Raw genomic sequence first — 19255 nt, 5'->3', positions numbered from 1 at the left:
AGTGCTGCCACTTTCGGCTGAAAACTGATGAGCGCAAAATTTCTGCCATGGTTACTTTCTTGCTCGTCCTCGCCGCCATCGTCGTCCTCGCCCTGGTCATCGGGCACGGCACCGCGGGCTCGACCGGGGTCGTCGACCGCGACGCCCAGCGGATCGATGCCGAACTCGCCGCCATCGCCGGGTACGCCGCCAACATCCGTCCCGGCCTGCACTGAAACCCGAATGCCGTCCCACCCGGCGGGTGGAACGGCATTCGGCGTGTGCGTGGCGCTAGACGGCGTCGCCGGGGCCGACCCGCGGCTTGGGGGCGCGCATCTTGCGGATCTGCGAAGCGCGCACGAAGGCGTACCAGCCCAGCTTGAAGCCGGTGTCGGTGGTGTCGGGGAAGCGCTCGATCACCCGGTTGTTCACGATCTTGCCGAGCACGAAGCCCTCGATGATCATGAACACCATCATCACCAGCATGGCCAGCGTGACGATGGTCTGCAGGCCCGGCGCGACGAACATCGACAGGATCAGCACCAGCGCCATCGGCATGAACAGGCCGACCAGGTTGCGGCGGGCGTCCACCAGATCGCGCACGTAGGCGCGAACCGGGCCCTGATCGCGGGGCAGCAGGTACTTGTCCTCGCCGGCCAGCATCCTGGCCCGGCGGTCCTGCACGGCGGCGCGGCGATCGGCGGCGGCGGCCTTGCGGTCCTCCCTGGTGCCCTTCGTGGCCTTGCGGCGCGCGCGGGCCTCCTTGGCGGTCAGCGGGGCCGGGGCGACCGGGCCGCGGCGTTTGCCTTCGGCGTCACGCCTTTTCGGGGTCGGTCGACCCTTGCCCGGCGTGGTGGAAGCGGGTGCGCTGGCGGTCTGTTCGACGTCCGGCACCGAGGGGTCGACGGACTCGTCGATGGTGCTGGACTCGTCGCGACGGAACAATTTCACGTTCACCAGGCTATTCGATCGGGTCGGCCGGGGGGAAATGCGGTCGGTGCACCGGTGCGGCCGGTCTCACCCGGGCGACCGGTGAGAGCTGGGTCACCGGGCGACGGGGCGTAGTGTGGGGCGCACCACCGAGGTCGTGTCCACGCTGCGTGCCAGGGGTGGCAAAATAGGAATAGCAGCGGCCGCGACGGAGTTGGAATGAGTCGTGCGCTGTGCACCTGAGGTCCGTTCGACGGACTGACCGACTTAGGAGTGTCCATGACTGTGCAGAACGAGACCGCCACCGAGACCCACGGTGCGACGCTGACCGACGCTGCCGCCGCCAAGGCGAAGGCGCTGCTCGACCAGGAAGGTCGCGACGACCTCGCCCTGCGGATCGCCGTGCAGCCGGGTGGGTGTGCCGGTCTGCGCTACCAGCTCTTCTTCGACGATCGCGTCCTCGACGGTGACATCGTCGTGGAGTTCTCCGGTGTGAAGCTGGCCGTCGACCGCATGAGCGCCCCCTACATCCAGGGCGCCTCGATCGACTTCGTCGACACCATCGAGAAGCAGGGCTTCACCATCGACAACCCCAACGCCACCGGCTCCTGCGCCTGCGGCGACTCGTTCAACTGAGGCACGACAGGTTGCGCTGAGGTGAACCACTGGGGGTAGCAGCTTGCTACCGTTGAAGTCCGGGATCGGCTGATCCCGGACTTCTCTTGTTTCCGCGCCTAGTGTCGAAGGGGCCTCGCCTCGTGTCTGTTGCTGTGTCCGCGTCCATTGCCACCGACCATCTCATGCGATTTCCCGGGAAGTTCGCCGATGCGCTGCTTGCCGATCAGCTCGACCATGTGTCCCTGAGTTTCCTCGTCGACGATCTGCAGATCCGGCGCGGTGGCGTGGCGGGCAACATCGCCTACGCGATGGGTCTGTTGAAGCAGCGGCCGCTGCTGGTCGGCGCGGTGGGCGCCGACTTCACCGAATACCGGCAGTGGCTGGAGAGCAACGGGGTCGACTGCTCGGCGGTGCACGTGTCGAGCACCGCGCACACCGCGCGGTTCGTCTGCACCACCGACGAGACGATGGCGCAGATCGCCTCGTTCTACCCGGGCGCGATGAGCGAGGCGCGCGATATCGACATCGCCGCCGTCGCCGCCGCGCACGAGGTCGACCTGGTGCTGGTCGGCGCGAACGATCCCGAGGCGATGATCGCGCACACCCGCCAGGCCAAGGCCGAGGGCATCGCCTACGCCGCCGACCCGTCCCAGCAGCTGGCCCGCCTCGACGGTGAGCAGGCGGCCGAGCTGGTCGACGGCGCCGCCTACCTGTTCACCAACAAGTACGAGTGGGCCCTGCTGCTGCAGAAGACCGGCCTGAGCGAGGCCGAGATCGCCGCCAAGGTCGGCATCCGGGTGACCACGCTCGGCGGCGAGGGCGTGCTCGTCGTCGACGCCGAGGGCAACGAGGTCCGGGTCGGCGTGGTTCCCGAGGTGGCCAAGGTCGACCCCACCGGTGTCGGCGACGGCTTCCGCGCCGGCTTCCTCACCGCCCACCGGGCCGGTCTGAGCATCGAGCGCGCCGCCCAGCTCGGCTCCCTGATCGCGGTGCTGATCCTGGAGACCACCGGCACCCAGGAGTGGACCCTCGACACCCAGGACGCCATGACCCGCCTCACCAAGGCCTACGGCGCCGAGGCCGCCGACGAGCTGGCTCCGCTGCTCTGAGCCGAAACGCGAACGCCCCCTGGATCTTCCGATCCAGGGGGCGTTCGTCGTCGATCAGAGCGACACAGGGTACGCGGGCTCCTGGATCTCGGGCTTGATGCGGTCCTCGACGAAGATGCCGTGCCAGACCATGAAGACCAGCAGGGTCCACAGGCGGCGGCTGTGGTCGGACAGGCCGGTCTTGTGGTCACGCAGCATCTGCAGGACCGCGGCCTTGTCGATGAGGTGGTCGGTCTGGGACTCGGCGATCTGGGTCTCGGCCCAGTCGTAGAGTTCGGTGCCGCGCAGCCAGTGCCGCAGGGGGACGGGGAAGCCGAGCTTGGCGCGGTTGAGGACGTGGTCGGGAACGATCCCGTCCAGCGCCTGGCGCAGCGCGTACTTCGAGGTCTCCTTGGTGATCTTCTGGTCGTAGGGCAGGCCCTGGGCCACCCGCATGACCTCGTTGTCCAGGAATGGCACGCGCAGTTCGAGGGAGTTGGCCATGGTCATCTTGTCGGCCTTGACCAGGATGTCGCCGCGCAGCCAGGTGAACAGGTCCAGGTGCTGCATGCGCGCCACCGGGTCCCAGCCCGCGGACTGGGCGTAGATCGGGGCGGTGACGTCCTGGTGGGTCCACTCGGGCCGGAACTCGCGCAGCACCGAGCGCAGCTGCGCGTCGTTGAAGCTGCGGGCATTGCCGTAGTAGCGGTCCTCGAGGGTGAGCGAGCCGCGCTGCAGCAGCGACTTGCCACGCTTCCCGTCGGGGATCCGGTCGCCGAGCTTGCCGACGAGCTTGCGCAGCCCGGCGGGCAGGTACTCGAAGGGCTTGAGCGACAACGGCTCCCGGTAGATGGTGTAGCCGCCGAAGAGCTCGTCGGCGCCCTCGCCGGAGAGCACCACCTTGACGTGCTTGCGGGCCTCCTTGGCCACGAAGTACAGCGGCACCAGGGCCGGGTCGGCCACCGGATCGTCGAGGTACCAGACGATCTCGGGGATGGCGGCGGCGAACTCCGCGGGGGAGACCACCTTGACGATGTGGCGCGCGCCGATCAGCTCGGCGCTCTCGGCGGCCACGTCGACCTCGGAGTAGCCCTCGCGCTCGAACCCGGTGGTGAAGGTGATCAGCTTCGGGTTGTGCCGCATGGCCAGCGCCGCGATGGCGGTGGAGTCGATGCCGCCGGACAGGAACGAGCCGACGGTGACATCGGCGCGCATGTGCTTGGCGACCGAGTCCTCGAGCGCGGCCGCGATCTCGGCGTAGCGGGCCTGCGCGGCGCCCTCGGCGAACGGGCGCACCCGGAAGTCGGGGCGGAAGTACCGGGTGGCCTGCGGCGCCTGGCCCACCTTCACCGTGGCGTAGGTGCCGGACTCGAGGCGGCGGATGTTCTTGTGCAGCGACTCGGGCTCGGGCACGTACTGCAGCACCGTGTAGTGCTCGAGGGCGCGCGGGTCCAGGTCGTCGGCGACGCCGAGCGGGCTGAGCAGTTCCAGCACGCTCTTCTTCTCGCTGGCGAAGGCGGTGCCGCCGGGGCCGGTCGCGTAGAACAGCGGCTTGATGCCGAACGGGTCGCGCGCCAGGAACAGCTCCTGGGTCTCGGTGTCCCAGATCGCGAAGGCGAACATGCCGCGCAGCTTGCGCACGGCCTCGGGGCCCCAGAAGTGGAAGGCGGCCACGATGGACTCGCCGTCGCCGTCGGTGGCGAAGATCTTGCCCTCGGGGAACTCGGCGCCGTGCTCGGCGGCCAGCTGCTCGCGCAGTTCCAGGTAGTTGTAGATCTCGCCGTTGAAGGTCATGGCGTAGCGCTGCGGGTTGTCGGCGGGGCCCCACCGCAGCGGCTGGTGCGAGTGCTCGATGTCGATGATCGACAGGCGGTTGAAGCCGAAGATCATGTGCTCGTCGTGCCAGGTGCCCTTCTCGTCGGGCCCACGGTGCCGCTGGCAGTGCAGCGCGTCGTACACCTGATCGACCACCTGGGTCGTCGCCGGATCAGCTGTCAGGAATCCGAGCAGTCCGCACACGGTGTCGGCAACCTTCTCTCGTTCGGTGGACGCGCCGGTGAGGGCGACCATGGGTCGCTGGACGTGCTCGACGCGTGGGCTTGAATGCACTCAACAATGTTGAACGCGGTGAACTCTACCGAGTATGCGCCCACGGCGCCCAGACGAGCGGATCGGTGCCGCTCGAACGGTCTCAGCGGTTCGTCGCATGCGGCGGTCCGAACCGTCGCATGCGACGAACCGCAGGTCGCGGAGTTTCGTTCGGCCCACGCGGAGTGTCGAATACGACCCCGCGACAAGTCGGCGCCCGCTTTGGTCTACGCTGCGTAGTACTCAGGTCCTTCTCAGGTGTGCAGGCCTCACAGCGGCAATACTCGAGGGCGGCCTGAAACGTGCTTGAAAACGGTGTCGGAACGGGCGGATCGCGGCCCGGACGACGCAATGTGTCGGAATGTGTAGCGACCAGGAAGGCGTGAGCGTGGCGCACAAGGCGAGCGAAGAGATCGGGGCACGACCCGTTCGGGGTCGGCAGGGCCGCATCCTTCGACGGGCCGGGCTGGCGGTGTCCTTGGGGATCACTGCCGTCCTGGTCTCGGGCTGCTCGATCGACAATGTTTGGCTGCGGTTCGGCTGGCCCTCGGGCATCACGCCGCAGGCCACCCGGATGCGGGAGCTGTGGACCTGGTCCGTGCTGGCCGCGCTCGCCATGGGCGTGCTGGTCTGGGGTCTGACTTTCTGGACCGTCATCATGCACCGCAAGCGCAAGAACTCCCCGGAGTTCCCGCGCCAGACGGGCTACAACGTGTCGCTGGAGCTGACCTACACGGCGATCCCGTTCGTCATCATCGCGGTGCTGTTCTACTTCACCGTGGTCGTGCAGAACTACGTGCACGAGAAGACCGACAACCCGGATGTCACCGTCGACGTGACGGCCTTCCAGTGGAACTGGAAGTTCGGCTACCGCAACGTGAACAACGTCGGTGGGCTCACCTGGAACGGCATCGACACCGAGCGTGAGGCGGCCGCCCAGGAACAGCTCGACGAGTACGCCGAGCGCAAGAACGAAGAGGGCCACCCGCAGCCGGGTCCGGTGCACGGCAAGCCCGCCAACGACATCCTCTCGTACCTGCACTACGACAAGGTCGAGACCATCGGCTCCAGCACCGAGATCCCGGTCCTGGTGCTGCCGACCGGCAAGCGCATCGAGTTCCAGCTCGCCGCCGCCGACGTGATCCACGCCTTCTGGGTGCCGGAGTTCATGTTCAAGCGCGACGTGATGCCGAACCCGAAGGAAAACCAGTCCGACAACGTCTTCCAGATCTCCGAAATCGAGAAGGAAGGCGCGTTCGTCGGCCGCTGCGCCGAGATGTGCGGCACCTACCACTCGATGATGAACTTCGAGGTCCGCGCGGTCTCGCCGGAGAAGTACGCCAAGTACATGCAGGCGCGCATCGACGGCAAGACCAACGGCGAGGCGCTCGAGTCGATCGGCGAGTCGCCGGTGGCCACCTCCACGTACCCCTTCAACACCAAGCGTGACATCAAGAGCGCTTCGGTGAACGAGAGCAAGTGAGGATTCTGATATGAGGATCGAAGCGCGGATCTTCGAACTGCTCACGGCGTTCTTCATCCTGGTGGGCATCGTCTACGGCTTCTTCACCGCGCAGTCGCGTACCGGCATCGAGTGGGCGGGCACCACCGCGATCGTGCTGACCGCGGGCCTGTCGCTGATCATCGGCACCTACTTCCGGTTCGTCGCGCGCCGCATCGACCTGCGGCCCGAGGACTACGAGGAGGCCGAGATCGTGGACGGCGCAGGCGACCTGGGCTTCTTCTCGCCCGGTAGCTTCTGGCCCATCCTGCTGGCCGCCGCCGGTTCGGTGACCGCGCTCGGCCTGGCGTTCTTCCAGTTCTGGCTGATCGGCCTCGGCGTGGCGCTCGTGCTCGCCGCCGCCGCCGGCCTGGTCTTCGAGTACTACCTCGGCGCCGAGAAGCACTGAGACAACACGAAATCGCCGCACCCTCTCGACCGAGTGGGTGCGGCGATTTCGTCGTTCACGGGGTCAGTGGGCGAACACCAGTCCTTCCTCCTCCGGCCCCTCGACCTTGGGTGCCGACAGCTGCACGATCCGGCGGGGCAGCGCCACCGCGACCGCCGCACCGATCACCGCCGTCGCGGCGCCGATCAGGAACGCGATCGTGAAGCCGCGGTCGAGATAGAACACCGCGCCCTGGGTCATCTCCGGCGGGATCGGGGCGATGTAGGAGTTGTTCATGACCGTGAACGCGATGACCGGCAGGATCGCCGGGAACACGCTCTGCGAGACGCCGACCAGGCTCGCGGTGGTGGCCTGCAGCTGCGGCGGGACGGCCTCGATCAGCAGGTTCGGGATCGCGGCGTAGGCCATGCCCATGCCGGTACCGAAGACGCCCGCGAAGACGATCAGCAGCGGCTTGCTGTCGTGGGTGAAGGCGGTCAGCGTGAAGCCGAGGGCCATCAGGAGCATGCCGATGGTCATCAGAACGCGCGGGCGGACATCGCCGCGCCCGACCAGCAGACCCACCGCGACACCGCCGACCACGACCATCAGGCCCACCGGCGCCTGGAAGATCGCGAAACCCTCCGCGCTGACGCCGAACCCGTAGCCGAGACCGAGCACGTCCGGGGTCATGGCCAGCATGGGCAGCAGGATGGTGAACAGTCCGCTGGCGCCGTAGCAGAGCCCGGCCCCGATCGTGGTGAGCAGCACCGAACGGCGGCCGAGCACCTCGAGGTCGATCAGCGGTTCGCGGATCATCCGCGCCGTCACCAGCCACGCCACCAGCAGCGCCACACCGCCGGCCAGGTAGGCCAGGGTCGACCCGTCACGCCAGCCCCACGTCGGCCCGAAGCTGACCGCGATGAGGATGCCCGCGATGCCGCCGCCGAGCAGCAGCGCGCCGAGCGGATCGATCCGGGAGCGCAGGCGCACCGGCGATTCGGCGGTGGTGAAGAAGATCAGCACGCCCAGCACGGCGAGGCCGATGACGAAGAACCAGAAGATGCTGCGGAACCCGTGGTTGTCGATCAGCCAGCCGGTGAGGAACGGCGCGGGAATCGCGATCAGGCCCATGCCGCTGGTCGCGATGCTGACCGCCAGCGCGATCGTCTTCGCCGGGAACACGTCCCGGATCAGCGAGTAGCTCAGGAACAGGCAGGGAATGAGCAACCCGGTGAGCGCGCGGCCCGCGATCAGGACCGCGTAGCTGCCCGCGAGCGCGGACAGCAACGAGCCCGCCGCCGCCACGGCCACACACCCCAGCAGCGCCTTGCGCTTGCCGTACATGTCGGCCAGCTTGCCGATCAGTGGCGCGGTGACCGCGCCCACGAGCAGGAACGAGGTCAGCAGCCAGGCACCCTGGGTGGTCTGGTAGTGCGCGGCGATCGACGGCAGCGCGGTCGAGATCATCATGTAGCTCACCGCGAGCATCTCCAGCAGGAGCACGATCGAGGCGAGCGACAAGATCAACCGTGGTGTCCAGCGGGTCGGTGCGGGGTGGGATGCGACCATCGGAGGTCCTTTCAGAGGTCCCGCATTCGAAGGAGTACCGAATGCGTAACCGGCATCACACTTTCTCCCGGCCCGTCTCACTGCGAGAAATCCCGGCCACCGGGAGACGGAAATGGTGGACGTGCGGATCGGCGGCCTCGAAACCAGTGCTGAGCTGCGTGTACACCGTGTATCACATCTCGCGAACACGTGCAGGCGGAGTGCAACGTCGCTCGCGCAGACGACCTCGGAGATAGCCGAGCGTCGCCGCGATCAGCGCGGGCGGCCACAGCAGTACGGCCAGGTAGGCGGCGGTGCACACGGCGTTGCCCAGCGAGGCGGGCGCACCGTCGAACGGATTCACCCAGGACCAGCGCCACATGCTCATGGCGCACAGAGCGAGCAGGATCGCGGCGCCGCCGAACGCGAGCCCGCCGACCAGTGCCGCGGGCGCGCGCCTGCCGGCGAGCAGCGGGACCCAGTGCGGTACCCGGTCGCCATCGGGGCGGACCATGCGCACCGCCAGGAGGGCGGCGCCCAGTTGCAGGGCGGCGAGGGTCAGCACGTAGCTCGATCCTGGGCCGGGAATCTGCTGCTCGGCTCGCCACTGCGCGGGCGTGCCCAGATCCCAGCCGAGGCCGAGCAGCACCCGCCACAGCACGGTCGGCGCTGCGGCGGCGACACACAGCCATGCGGCGGCGGTCGCCCAGTTCGGTAGGGTGTCTTGTTTTAGAATCCGCTTTCTAGAACGCATATTCTAAAACTAGGGCTAGACTGCTGCAGTGGCAAGACCGCAGAAATATACGCTCGACGAGCTGCTCGACGCGGCCGCTGCCGCGGTGCTCGAGCACGGCCTCGAGGCGACCCTGAGTCAGGTGTCCGCCCGGATCGGCGTGCCGACCGGCTCGATATACCACCGGTTCGCCTCGCGTGAGCACCTGATGATCGCGTTGTGGTTGCGCTCGATCCGCCGGTTCCACGAGGGGTTTCTGGCCGCGGCACTGGAACCCGACGCGCGGACGGCGGTGCGCGACTGTGCCGTGCACATCCCCAGGTTCTGCCGGGAGCATCCCGCCGACGCGCGCGCGATGATGCTGTACCGACACGCCGAACTGCGCACCACGGCGCCGCCGGAGCTGCGAACGGAGGTCGAGGCGGTGAACGAACGGGTGTGGGCGGCGCTGTTGGAGCTGCGTCTTCGGCGCTTCGGCGAGGGCCGGGTCGCCGAGCGCGAGACACTCGTGCGAGCCGCTGTCGTCCAAGGGCCGTATGGGCTGGTCCGGCCACATGTCGGTGGGGTGATTCCGGCCGAGCTCGACGATATCGTCGTCGCGGCCGCCGAGGGGATCCTCACGCTGGGTGATGACCCCCTCGATCGGTGACTCACACGCTGTAGCGCAGTGCCTGTTCCGAGCGGCAGATGTCGTCGATGCCCGCCACGATCTCGCGCAGCTGCTCCGAGGGCAGGGCGGAGGGGCGCAGGCGGCAGGTGAAGGTGATCAGGCCGTAGTCGGCGGGCGCGAGGCCGCGGGCGGCGGCCTCGGCGCGCAGGTAGGGCGAGCGCACGCCGTAGGTCATCGCGGAGATCACGGTGAAGCAGCCGGTGCGCTCGCGGTGCTCGGCGAACAGGTCGTGCAGGCCGTAGAACACCGAGCCGTAGTTGGCCAGCGGGGCGAACACCCCGACGCGGTAGGCGGGACCGCGCTCGGAGGAGCTGATGACGGTGTCGGCGAGGTACTCCGCGTCGCGGATGGTGAGCACCTTCGGTGCGAACATCAGCGCGCCCGCCGCAGCGTTGCGCACCGGCATGCCGGCGCGACCGCCCGCCGCGGAAGCGATGGCGCCCAACGACTTCCGGGTGCGCGTGCCGACCTCGCGGCGGGCCCGCAGGCCGCGCGTCGGGGTGGCGGGGTAGAGGCTGGACCACTGGCCGAAGCGGACCGCGCCGAGGGTCACCTGGCCGGTGCCGACGGGCCTGGCCACCTTCAGCGGCGCGGTGTCGACCCAGCGGCCCACCTGCAGCGCCGCGCTGCCCGGGTTGGTGATCTCGGTGGTGGCGTGCTCGACGAAGGAGTCGAAGTCGAGGAACCGGTCGGCGTCGGTGGTGAGCCAGGTGTGGTCCTTGTCGACCTCCACCACGTCGAGAGTCAGCGCGGTGATGATGCCGGCGCGCCCACCCGCGCCGAGGATCCGGTGGAACCGCTCGGTGTGATGGGCGCGGCCGCAGGTGCCGATCCGGCCGTCGGGGTCGACGTACTCGAGGTCGACGATCTGGTCGATGAACATGCCGTACCGATGCGAGGCGGTGCTCACCCCGCCGACCGAGGCGAATCCGCCCGCGGTGATGTCGCGGTGATCGCCGACCACCGGCAGGCCGAGTCCGTGCGCGCCGAGGCGCCGGTCGATCTCGGACAGCTTGGCGCCCGCCTGCACCCGCACGGTGCGCCGGCCCAGGTTGATGTCGAGGACCGAGTTCATCTTGCGCAGCGAGAGCACACCGCGTTGATCGGTCAACCCATAGGACTCTTCGGTCTGCTCGCCGCCACGAACGGTCAACCGCTCCGCGCGATCCCGCGAATCACGTACGGTGCGAACGACATCCGCGGTGTCACGGGGGAGATACTCTTCGGAGATGACGGTGTGCGGCGTGCCCATGACCGCATAGCTAACCACAGCTCGGCGATTCTTGCGCACGGTACCTCGCACCTACTTCCGCGTAGGCGCGAGCTGCTTGGTGAACAGTACCGCGCCGGTCGCGTCGCACAGGTCAACCGTGAATTCGCCGGTGCGCCCGTCGATGCGGACCGCACCGAAATGCTGGTACTGCGCGTCGAGCGGAGAGGCGTTCGGGGCGGGCGGCGCGTGCACGAACACGGCCTCGGGGCCGAAGGTCGGGTCGAGCTGGTTGGGGCCGAACGCGCCCGCGTTGAGCGGGCCGGACACGAACTCCCAGAACTCGTCGAAATCGGTGAAGGCGGCGCGGGCGGGGGAGTAGTGGTGCGCGGCGGTGTAGTGCACGTCGGCGGTGAGCCAGACGACATCGGTGACCCTGTTCGCCTTGATCGCCGAGAGCACCTGGGCGATCTCGGTTTCCCGGCCCGAGGGCGCCCCGGGAGCGGCGTTGGCCGGTCCCTCGAAGGCGGTCTTGCCGTCGGGGACGATCAGGCCGAGTGGCAGGTCGGCGGCGACGATCTTCCAGGTGGCCTTCGACTCGCGCAGGCTCTCGATCAGCCACGTGGTCTGCGCGGCGCCGAGGACGCTGCCCCTGGGCGCGGTGTTGGCGTCGTTGGCGTCCTTGTAGGTGCGCATGTCGAGGACGAACACGTCCAGCAGCGGGCCGTACGGGATCTTGCGGTAGAGGCGGCCGTCGACGGCTTCCTTCGGTTCGAGCGGCATCCACTCGTGGAAGGCCTGCCACGCGCGGGTGGCCAGGGTGTCCATGGAGCGCTCGGCGTAGCCCTTGTCGGCGGCCACGGTGCCGCCGGGGTACCAGTTGTTGGTGGTCTCGTGGTCGTCCCACTGGACCACCTGCGCGACAGCGGCGTTGAAGCGGCGGTAGTTGTCGTCGGTGAGGTTGTAGGCGTAGTTGCCGCGGAACTGGTCGAGGGTCTCCGCAGGCGCGTTCTTGGCCTCGGCGGTGACATTGCGCCAGATCCGGCCGTCGGGCAGGGTGACCGACTCCTTCAGCGCGTTGTCGGCGTAGACGCAGTCGCCCGAGTGCAGGAACAGGTGCGGATCGCGGGCGGCCATCGTGCTGAAGATCTTCATGCCGCCCAGGTCGGGGTTGATGCCGAAGCCCTGGCCCGCGACATCGCCGGACCACAGCAGCGAGAGGTCGGCGGGCGCGGTCGGCGCCGTGCGGAACACGCCGGTGGCGGTCTCGGAGGCGGCGCCGTCCTCGCCCTCCAGCCGCACCCGGTAGTGCACCAGCTGACCGGCGGGAAGCCCGTTGACGCGCACGCGGCCGGTGCCGTCGGTGGCCGGGGTGAGCAGCGGGCCGGTGAATCGTTTGACGTCGCTGAACTTCTCGGTCGCCGCGGTCTCCACCACCAGCGTCGCGGGCCGGTCCGAGCGCGCCCAGATCAGCGCGCCGTCGCTGCGGGGATCGCCGACGGCGACACCGTGGGTGAGGGTGGGCCTGGCCCGCACGAGCCCGGGTCCGTCGCCGTCGCCGCATGCGGCGAGGGCGGGAGCGGTCACCAGACCGGCGGCGGTGGCGCGCAACAGGGTGCGCCGGGACATCGCGAAATCCGAACGAGCCATGTGTCTCACAGTGCGACGCCGCGCGGAACGGTGGAACGCGGCAGCGGCAACAGCGCGTGAACGCTGCCGTACGGAACGGACTGTTTGCCGGATCGAGTAACTTTACCGCCGGGGCGCCTCTGTGACCCGGGTCGCGCGGTGCCTACCGTGGGCGGCATGACGGGAACGCGAGTGGCGCCACGATCCGTGACAGCACCAGCCGGTATCGGGACACGATGCCAGGGCGAACCGATCGGAGCGAAGCGATGAGTGCGATGCAGACGGTGTTCCGGACGATCATCCGCCACGGGCTCCGGCCGCTGCTGCGACCGGAGGTGCCACTCGGGGTGCGGCGCAGGGCCACCGGCGCGCTGGGCGTGGTGCGCAGGCTGCCACGGGGGACACAGGTCAGCCGGACCGAGCTCGGTGCACGCCCGGCCGAACGGATCGATCCCGCCCACGCGTCCGGTGCGGGTGTCGTGCTGTATCTGCACGGCGGTGGTTACACCATCGCGGGACCGCCCACGCATCGCGCGCTGGCCGCGCACCTCGCCGAGGCCGCCGGGCGGCCGGTCTACGTGCTCGACTACCGCCTCGCGCCGGAACACCCCTTCCCTGCCGCGCTGGACGACGCCGTCGCGGCCTATCACGACCTGCTGGCCGCAGGCCACACCGAGATCACCGTCGCGGGTGATTCCGCGGGTGGTGGACTGGCGGTCGCGCTGGCGGTGACGCTGCGAGCAGGCACGGCGCCGGGGCCCGACGCGCTGCTGCTGATCTCACCGTGGACCGACCTCGGCCTGTCGGATCCGTGGCTGACCGGCCGCGTCGACGACATGCTGCCGCTGGGCTGGCTGCGGCAATGCGCGCTCGCCTACGCCGCGGATCCGGCCGATCCGCTGGTGTCCCCGGTGTACGCCGACCTGGCCGGGCTGCCACCGGTGACCGTGCACGTCGGGGCCGAGGAGATCCTGCGCGCGGACGCGGAACGGCTGGCCGAGTCGTTGCGCGCGGCCGGAGTGCCCGTGGAGCTGACGGTGTTCGACGGGATGTGGCACGTCTGGCATCTGCACGCCGGGCTGTTCCGCGCGGCGACGGACGCGGTGGCCGCGCTCGGCGCCGCGGTGCCGCGCGGCTGACGGCGTCGCTCAGCCGACCGCGTGCCGGTCGCGATAGGCGCGGGGCCCCATGCCCTTCCAGCGCCGGAAGGCCTGCGAGAAGCTCGACACCTCCACATAGCCGAGGCGGTGGGCGATCTCGGCGACCGGCAGGCCCCTGGTCACCAGCAGTTCCTCGGCCAGCTGAGCCCTCACCTCGTCGAGCAGCGCCCGGTAGGAGGTGCCCTCCTTGGCGAGGTGATGGCGCAGCGTGCGCTCGCTGAGGTGCAGCATGGTCGCCAGGCGCGGCGCGTTCGGTGGCTGGGCGAGGTGCTCGACGAGGATGTCCCGCACCCGGCCTGCCGTGCCGCCGCGTGCCGTGCGCCGGTCCAGCAGATCGCGACAATGTGCCAGGGTGCTGGCGGCGGTGTGCTCGTTGGCCTGCGGCAGCGGCACGTCCAGATGGGTCCGGTCGAAGCCCGCCAGGCATTCGTCGGCGCCGAATTCCGGTGTCAGACCGAAGATCTCGGTGTAGAGCGGCAGCGCCGCCCGCGCCGGTTCGGGAAAGGCGAAGCGCACAGTGCCGAGCGGCACCGGATCGGCGAGCAGATCCCGGTTCAGTGTCTGGATGGCGGCCATGTCGCGCTCGATCACGAAGCGCCGCAACGGCTCCGGAACGCCGGGGGCGGTGAGGGCGAGCTGCAGGTCACCGTCGATGCGGCGCACCTCCACGTCGCTGAAGGCGAAGGTGAGGTCGACGAACTGCAGGCCGGCCTGGATCGCCGAGCGCAGCGTGGGACTGCTGATCAGCGCGAAACCCCACATGCCGTAGGAGGTGACGCGGAACAGGGTGCCCGCCCGCAGTCCGAGGCCCGGCGGATCGCCGAGCGCCCTGACCACATTCGCGATGACGGTCAGCTCGGCGGTCGCGGAGATCTCGGCCCTGGGATCGGCCAGCAGGTCGGCGCGCAGGCCGGTGTCACGCAGACAGGTCCGGAGCGGGACACCGTGCTCCTCGGCGAGGCGGATCGTCAGCAGCGCGCCGACGGGCGTGCGCGGTATGTCCCAGTGCACCACGAGCCGATTCTAGGAGCGGGCGGAATCCGGGTGCGCCGCTACAGACCCGCGGCGGCCGCGGTCTCGGGGTACCAGCGGGTGCACTCCGCGCGCAGCGGAACCTCCGTGCGCAGCTGGCACAGCACCGCGATGCCGCCGAGGAACGAGCGCAGGATGGGTGTGTGGTCGGGTGGCATCGTCAACTGGCGCAACACATTCGACAACCGCAGGTCGGTGGCCAGCCGGACCTGCTCGCGCAGCCAGTCGGCCGTGAGCGGGTAGGTGGGCGCCAGCAGGGCCTCGCGGACCGGTCGCAGGCGGGCCGCGACGGTGGCGATGTCGAGGGCACGGCCGGGGGCGACGAAGCCGTGGCGGCGGATGGCGGCCTCGAGATCGGCGGGGGAGTCGGCGATGACGGCGGCGCCCACGTCACCGGCGACGTCGAGAAAGGCCGAGGGCCACGGGGTGCAGGCGCCGAAGTCGACCACGCCGAGGCGCCCGTCGGGCATGCGCAGGAAGTTGCCGGGGTGTGGATCGCCGTAGACCAGCGCGGCGCGGGCGGGCGCGGAGAACAGGAAACGCAGGATCAGTACGCCGAGCCGGTCGAGTTCGGCCGCCGCGCCGCGCGGGATCAGCTGGGTCAGCGGGACACCTTCGAGCCATTCGGTGACCAGCACGTCTCCGCGCTGCGCGATCACCCGGCTGAGCACGACATCCGGGTCGTCGGCGAAGGCGGCGGCGAACGCGCGCTGATTGGCGGCCTCGCGCGCGTAGTCGAGTTCGGCGCGGATCTCCTCGCACAGCGCCTCGATCACCGGCCGGGTGTCGGCGCCGGGCAGCAGGGCGGTGAACAGCGGGGTGGCGCGGCGCAGCACCTGTAGATCGGCGAGCACCGCGGTGCGCGCGCCCGGGTACATGACCTTCACCGCCACCGGGGTGCCGTCGTGCCAGCGGGCACGATGGACCTGCCCGACCGACGCCGCGGCCGCGGCGCGGTCGTCGAATTCCAGGAACAGCGAACGCCAGTCGCCGCCGAGGTGGGTGGCCAGCTCGGCGTGCACGGCGCCGGGCAGCATGGCCGGAGCCGAATCGTGCAGGCGGGCAAGGGCCTGGCGATACGGTTCGGCCAGATCGGGGGCGAGGCCGAGTTCGAGCAGGCCCAGCAGCTGACCCAGTTTCGCGACGCAGCCCTTGAGTTCGCCGAGCACCTGGAACAGATGCTCGGCGGTGCGCAGACGGATGTCGCGTTGCACCTGGGCGGGATCGCGGCCGACGGCACGCTTGCCGAGCCCGGCGATCCGGCGGCCCGCGTAGGCCACGGGCACCGCGGCCAGGCGCGCGCTGCGGGCGACCTTGCCGGTCGGCAGGGCGGTACCGCGCGGTTCGGCGGCGGGCTCGGTCCGCCGGAGCAACGGTGTCACCCGCCTGTCCGGGTCTGCCTCGACCATGTGCCACCTCGCTGCCCCGCCGACACCGATCCGCCGGTCGGCTCTGCCCTCGCACGAGGCTATCAAGTCGGTGGGTGGGTCAGGGCGGGGTCGCGTGACAGCGAGGCCGCCGCCCCCGACATGGTGTCGACGGATCGCCCGCGGCGTTACGATGCGGAGATGGCGCACTCCGCCCCGCCTGCCTCCGGGGTGACCGTCCATTCCGACCGGTCGCCGGAGACATCGTGTGGCAACCAGGTCACCGACGCCATCGAACGCTTCAGCGCGGCCTGGCGCGACACCGGGATGCCACCCGAACTGGTCGACTACCTGCCCGCGGCGCCCGCCCTCCGGCGGGTCTCGCTGATCGAACTGATCAAGATCGATCTGGCCAACCGGTGGCAGCGCGGCACCGCACCGAAACGGCTGGCCGACTACGTCGACGAACTGCCCGAGCTGCGCACCTGGCCGCTGCCGCCCGAGCTGATCTACGAGGAATTCCACCTGCGCCGCCGCGCTGGCGGCTCGGTGGACGTGGGCGAATACACCGCCGCCTATCCCGAACAGGCCGAACAGCTTTCGCACCTGCTGACCACCGAGGACTACCACAGCACGCTGCTCGGCGCGGCCGCCGAACCCACCGCGCCCACCGGTCTCGACGAGCTGGCGGCCGGGCAGAGCATCGACGACTTCGACCTGATGGCCGGGCTCGGCCGCGGTGCGTTCGCCCGCGTCTTCCTCGCCCGGCAGCGCTCCATGCAGCGGCTGGTGGCGGTGAAGATCTCCCGCGACAAAGGCACCGAACCGCAGACGCTGGCCCAGCTCGACCACGACTACATCGTGCGTGTGTTCGACCAGCGGGTCGTCGAGGGGCCGGGGCTGCGGCTGCTGTACATGCAGTACGTGCCCGGCGGCACGCTGCTCAACGTGCTGGAACGGGTCCGCGTCACCCCGCCCGACCAGCGCGACGGGCAGTTGCTGCTCGACGTCATCGACTCCGTGCTCGCCGCGAAGGGGGAGATCCAGCCCGCCGAATCACCGGTCCGCGCCGAGATCGCCGGCCTGTCCTGGCCGGAGACCGTGGCATGGCTGGGACGCCGGCTGGCGCAGGCGCTGGACTACGCGGGCGGGCTCGGCGTCCTGCACCGCGACGTGAAACCGGCGAACGTGCTGCTCACCGCGGAGGGAGTGCCCAAGCTCGCCGACTTCAACATCAGCTTCAGCGGCAACGTCTCCGGGGACAGTCCGGTGGCCTACTTCGGCGGATCGCTGGCGTACATGTCACCCGAGCAACTGTCGGTGGTGCATCCGGACCGGCCCACCGCGGCCGCCGACCTCGACACCCGCAGCGACCTGTTCTCGCTCGCGGTGGTGCTGTGGGAGCTGCTCACGGGCCGCAAACCCTTCGGCGACGACACCGCCGCCGGCGGTGACCGCACCGCCCTGGACTCGATGCTCGACCGGCGCGCGCACAGTCCGGGCGACCTGCCCTACGGCGACCTGCCGCCCGACACCCCCGCCGCGCTGCGCCGCGCGCTCGTGCGCGCCCTCGAACCCGATCCGGCCGCCCGCTGGGAACGCGGTGCCGACATGGCCCAGCAGCTCCAGGTGTGCCTGGACGCGCGGGCCCGCGATCTGGTCGACCCACCCGCGGGCAGCGCGCGGCTGCGGGCACGCAGCTGGATCCACCCCATCATGGCGCTGGCCATCGCGGTGCCCAACGCCCTGGCGATCCTCTACAGCTACAACCACAACCGGACCCTGATCTTCGGCAAGCTCGACGCCGACGCCCAGCGGACCTTCGACCTGGTCGCCTGGACCTGTTACGGCGTCGGTTTCGTGATCGGCGCCGTCGTGACCGTCACGCTGGTCATGCACCTGTGGTTCATCATGCACGGCCTGCGCACCGGCCGCGGCTACGATTCCCGCGCGCTGGCCAGGGCGCGCTCGGACACGCTGCAGCTCGCCGGCCGCAACGTGCTCACCTGCTTCGTGCTGTGGGTGATCGCCGGGATCGCGGTCCCGCTGTCGGTGCAGCTGTCCGGGAGCAACCTCGGCGCCGAATCCTCGGCCCACTTCTTCCTGACCCAGATCGTCTGCGGCGCCATCGCCATGGCCTATCCGTACTTCCTGGTCAGCTTCTACGCGGTGCGCTGCCTCTATCCGGCGTTCCTGTCGCTGGGCGGGCTAGGTCCCGCCGACGGCGCGCAACTGCGCGCGCTCGAACGGCGCAGCACCTATTTCCTGACGATCGCCGCCGCCGTCCCGTTGCTCGGCGCTGCCGGGGTGACCTTCATTCCGCCCGCCGACATCCCCTCGGTGATCGTGCCGCTGCGCGTGCTGTGCATCGGCGGCGCGCTGGCCTTCGTCGGCGTGTACTGGCTGTTCCGGATGCTGGAACGGGATCTGGCCGCACTGGAACGCGTCGCCGCGCATCGCGGCCCGGAAACACTTCCGCCGCACGGCGCGTGATGCGGCGTGCGGCGGAAGCGACGAGAACAGCTCAGCCCGCGGCGGTGTCCGGGATGCGGGTGGCCTCGAGCTGGCGGTCGGTGGGGGCGACGCCCTTCTTGAGGCTGTGCGCGTACACGTCGACGTATTCCTGGCCGGTGAGGCGCATCAGCTCGTACATCACTTCGTCGGTGACGGCGCGCTCGACGAAGCGGTTGCCGCTCATCCCCTCGTAGCGCGAGAAGTCCAGCGGGGCGCCGAACTTGAGGGTGACCTTGTGCCTGCGCCACTTGAACGGTCCGGGCGGGCTCACCTTGTCGGTGCCGATGACGGCGACCGGGATGACCGGAACACCGGTTTCCAGCGCCAGCCGCGCCATGCCGGTCTTGCCCTTGTAGAGGCGGCCGTCGGGGGAGCGGGTGCCCTCCGGGTACAGGCCGACCAGGCGGCCCTCGTCGAGCAGCTTGCGGGCCGCGTTGAGCGCGTCCTCGGCGGCGGTGGCGCCGCTGCGATCGATCGGGTACTGGCCGGTGCCGCTGAAGAAGAACTTCTGCAGGCGCCCCTTGAGACCGGGGGTGTTGAAGTACTCCGCCTTGGCGAGGTAGTTGATCCGGCGCGGGCTCAGCAACGGCGCGAACAGCCAGTCGGCGAACGACAGGTGATTACCGGCCATGATCGCGGGCCCGTCGGTCGGCACGTTCTCGACGCCCTCGACCACCGGCCGGTTGTATAGGTGCATGAACGGTCCCGGGAAGACGAACTTGAGCAGCCAGTAGAACATGGCGTCCTTTCCTCGGAACCGGAATCGTGGGGTGCGGCCTCGTCGGCTACCGACTTTA

Annotated in this window: 17 protein-coding genes; 8 read left to right on the top strand and 9 right to left on the bottom strand. The window is 69.7% G+C overall.

Annotated features, from left to right (window positions below):
* Positions 1-47: 47 nt before the first annotated feature.
* Entirely contained in the window at positions 48-215 is a 168-nt protein-coding gene (locus AB0H56_RS25160) for a hypothetical protein (RefSeq protein WP_167456445.1), read from the top strand.
* 55 nt (positions 216-270) lie between these two features.
* On the opposite strand, the gene AB0H56_RS25155 is transcribed toward AB0H56_RS25160, so the two are convergent.
* Positions 271-873, bottom strand: a complete 603-nt coding sequence (locus AB0H56_RS25155) for a DUF3043 domain-containing protein (RefSeq protein ID WP_357167815.1) — start codon at positions 871-873, stop codon at positions 271-273.
* 315 nt (positions 874-1188) lie between these two features.
* On the opposite strand from AB0H56_RS25155, the gene erpA reads away from it, so the two are divergent.
* Positions 1189-1545 carry an iron-sulfur cluster insertion protein ErpA gene (gene erpA / locus AB0H56_RS25150; RefSeq protein ID WP_067496006.1) on the top strand — a complete coding sequence of 119 codons (357 nt, stop codon included), beginning with the start codon at positions 1189-1191 and terminating at the stop codon, positions 1543-1545.
* Between the two features lie 122 nt (positions 1546-1667).
* Positions 1668-2636: a carbohydrate kinase family protein gene (locus AB0H56_RS25145; protein WP_357167636.1), complete on the top strand. Its 969-nt coding sequence runs from the start codon at positions 1668-1670 to the stop codon at positions 2634-2636.
* 54 nt (positions 2637-2690) lie between these two features.
* Here AB0H56_RS25145 and asnB read toward each other — a convergent pair whose 3' ends face one another.
* The gene (gene asnB / locus AB0H56_RS25140; protein ID WP_357167813.1) at positions 2691-4634 is read right to left on the bottom strand and encodes an asparagine synthase (glutamine-hydrolyzing); all 1944 of its coding nucleotides are present in this window, start codon (positions 4632-4634) and stop codon (positions 2691-2693) included.
* 457 nt (positions 4635-5091) lie between these two features.
* On the opposite strand from asnB, the gene AB0H56_RS25135 reads away from it, so the two are divergent.
* Positions 5092-6186, top strand: coding sequence for a cytochrome c oxidase subunit II (locus AB0H56_RS25135; protein WP_357167811.1), 1095 nt, complete (start codon positions 5092-5094; stop codon positions 6184-6186).
* A 10-nt stretch (positions 6187-6196) separates the two neighbouring features.
* Positions 6197-6613: a cytochrome c oxidase subunit 4 gene (locus AB0H56_RS25130; protein WP_019046172.1), complete on the top strand. Its 417-nt coding sequence runs from the start codon at positions 6197-6199 to the stop codon at positions 6611-6613.
* 63 nt (positions 6614-6676) lie between these two features.
* Here AB0H56_RS25130 and AB0H56_RS25125 read toward each other — a convergent pair whose 3' ends face one another.
* Positions 6677-8164, bottom strand: coding sequence for an MFS transporter (locus AB0H56_RS25125; protein ID WP_357167634.1), 1488 nt, complete (start codon positions 8162-8164; stop codon positions 6677-6679).
* Positions 8165-8336: 172 nt separating this feature from the next.
* Positions 8337-8897: a hypothetical protein gene (locus AB0H56_RS25120; protein WP_357167632.1), complete on the bottom strand. Its 561-nt coding sequence runs from the start codon at positions 8895-8897 to the stop codon at positions 8337-8339.
* A gap of 28 nt (positions 8898-8925) precedes the next feature.
* Here AB0H56_RS25120 and AB0H56_RS25115 point away from each other — a divergent pair, with 28 nt between their 5' ends.
* Positions 8926-9525, top strand: coding sequence for a TetR/AcrR family transcriptional regulator (locus AB0H56_RS25115; RefSeq protein ID WP_357167630.1), 600 nt, complete (start codon positions 8926-8928; stop codon positions 9523-9525).
* A gap of 1 nt (position 9526) precedes the next feature.
* Here the strand turns inward: AB0H56_RS25115 and AB0H56_RS25110 are convergent, their stop codons facing one another.
* Together AB0H56_RS25110 and AB0H56_RS25105 are read right to left on the bottom strand one after the other, a co-directional pair.
* Positions 9527-10816 (bottom strand): FAD-binding oxidoreductase, encoded by a 1290-nt coding sequence (locus AB0H56_RS25110; RefSeq protein WP_357167628.1) that lies wholly within the window; start codon positions 10814-10816, stop codon positions 9527-9529.
* Between the two features lie 33 nt (positions 10817-10849).
* Positions 10850-12406, bottom strand: coding sequence for an alkaline phosphatase D family protein (locus AB0H56_RS25105; protein ID WP_357167626.1), 1557 nt, complete (start codon positions 12404-12406; stop codon positions 10850-10852).
* Positions 12407-12651: 245 nt separating this feature from the next.
* Here AB0H56_RS25105 and AB0H56_RS25100 point away from each other — a divergent pair, with 245 nt between their 5' ends.
* Entirely contained in the window at positions 12652-13524 is an 873-nt protein-coding gene (locus AB0H56_RS25100; protein ID WP_357167624.1) for an alpha/beta hydrolase, read from the top strand.
* 9 nt (positions 13525-13533) lie between these two features.
* Here the strand turns inward: AB0H56_RS25100 and AB0H56_RS25095 are convergent, their stop codons facing one another.
* Complete coding sequence (locus tag AB0H56_RS25095; protein ID WP_357167622.1) at positions 13534-14559, bottom strand: AraC family transcriptional regulator; 1026 nt, start codon at positions 14557-14559, stop codon at positions 13534-13536.
* 38 nt (positions 14560-14597) lie between these two features.
* Positions 14598-15986, bottom strand: a complete 1389-nt coding sequence (locus tag AB0H56_RS25090; RefSeq protein ID WP_357167620.1) for an AarF/UbiB family protein — start codon at positions 15984-15986, stop codon at positions 14598-14600.
* Positions 15987-16145: 159 nt separating this feature from the next.
* Here AB0H56_RS25090 and AB0H56_RS25085 point away from each other — a divergent pair, with 159 nt between their 5' ends.
* On the top strand, positions 16146-18437 hold the full coding sequence (locus tag AB0H56_RS25085; RefSeq protein ID WP_357167618.1) for a serine/threonine-protein kinase: 2292 nt from the start codon (positions 16146-16148) through the stop codon (positions 18435-18437).
* A 31-nt stretch (positions 18438-18468) separates the two neighbouring features.
* Here AB0H56_RS25085 and AB0H56_RS25080 read toward each other — a convergent pair whose 3' ends face one another.
* Positions 18469-19197 carry a lysophospholipid acyltransferase family protein gene (locus AB0H56_RS25080; protein ID WP_280219165.1) on the bottom strand — a complete coding sequence of 243 codons (729 nt, stop codon included), beginning with the start codon at positions 19195-19197 and terminating at the stop codon, positions 18469-18471.
* Positions 19198-19255 lie beyond the last annotated feature (58 nt).

Origin of the sequence: Nocardia sp. NPDC050717, assembly GCF_040654275.1 — a bacterium.
In the GTDB taxonomy this organism is placed as follows: domain Bacteria; phylum Actinomycetota; class Actinomycetes; order Mycobacteriales; family Mycobacteriaceae; genus Nocardia.
This window is presented reverse-complemented; position numbering and strand designations above follow the sequence as displayed.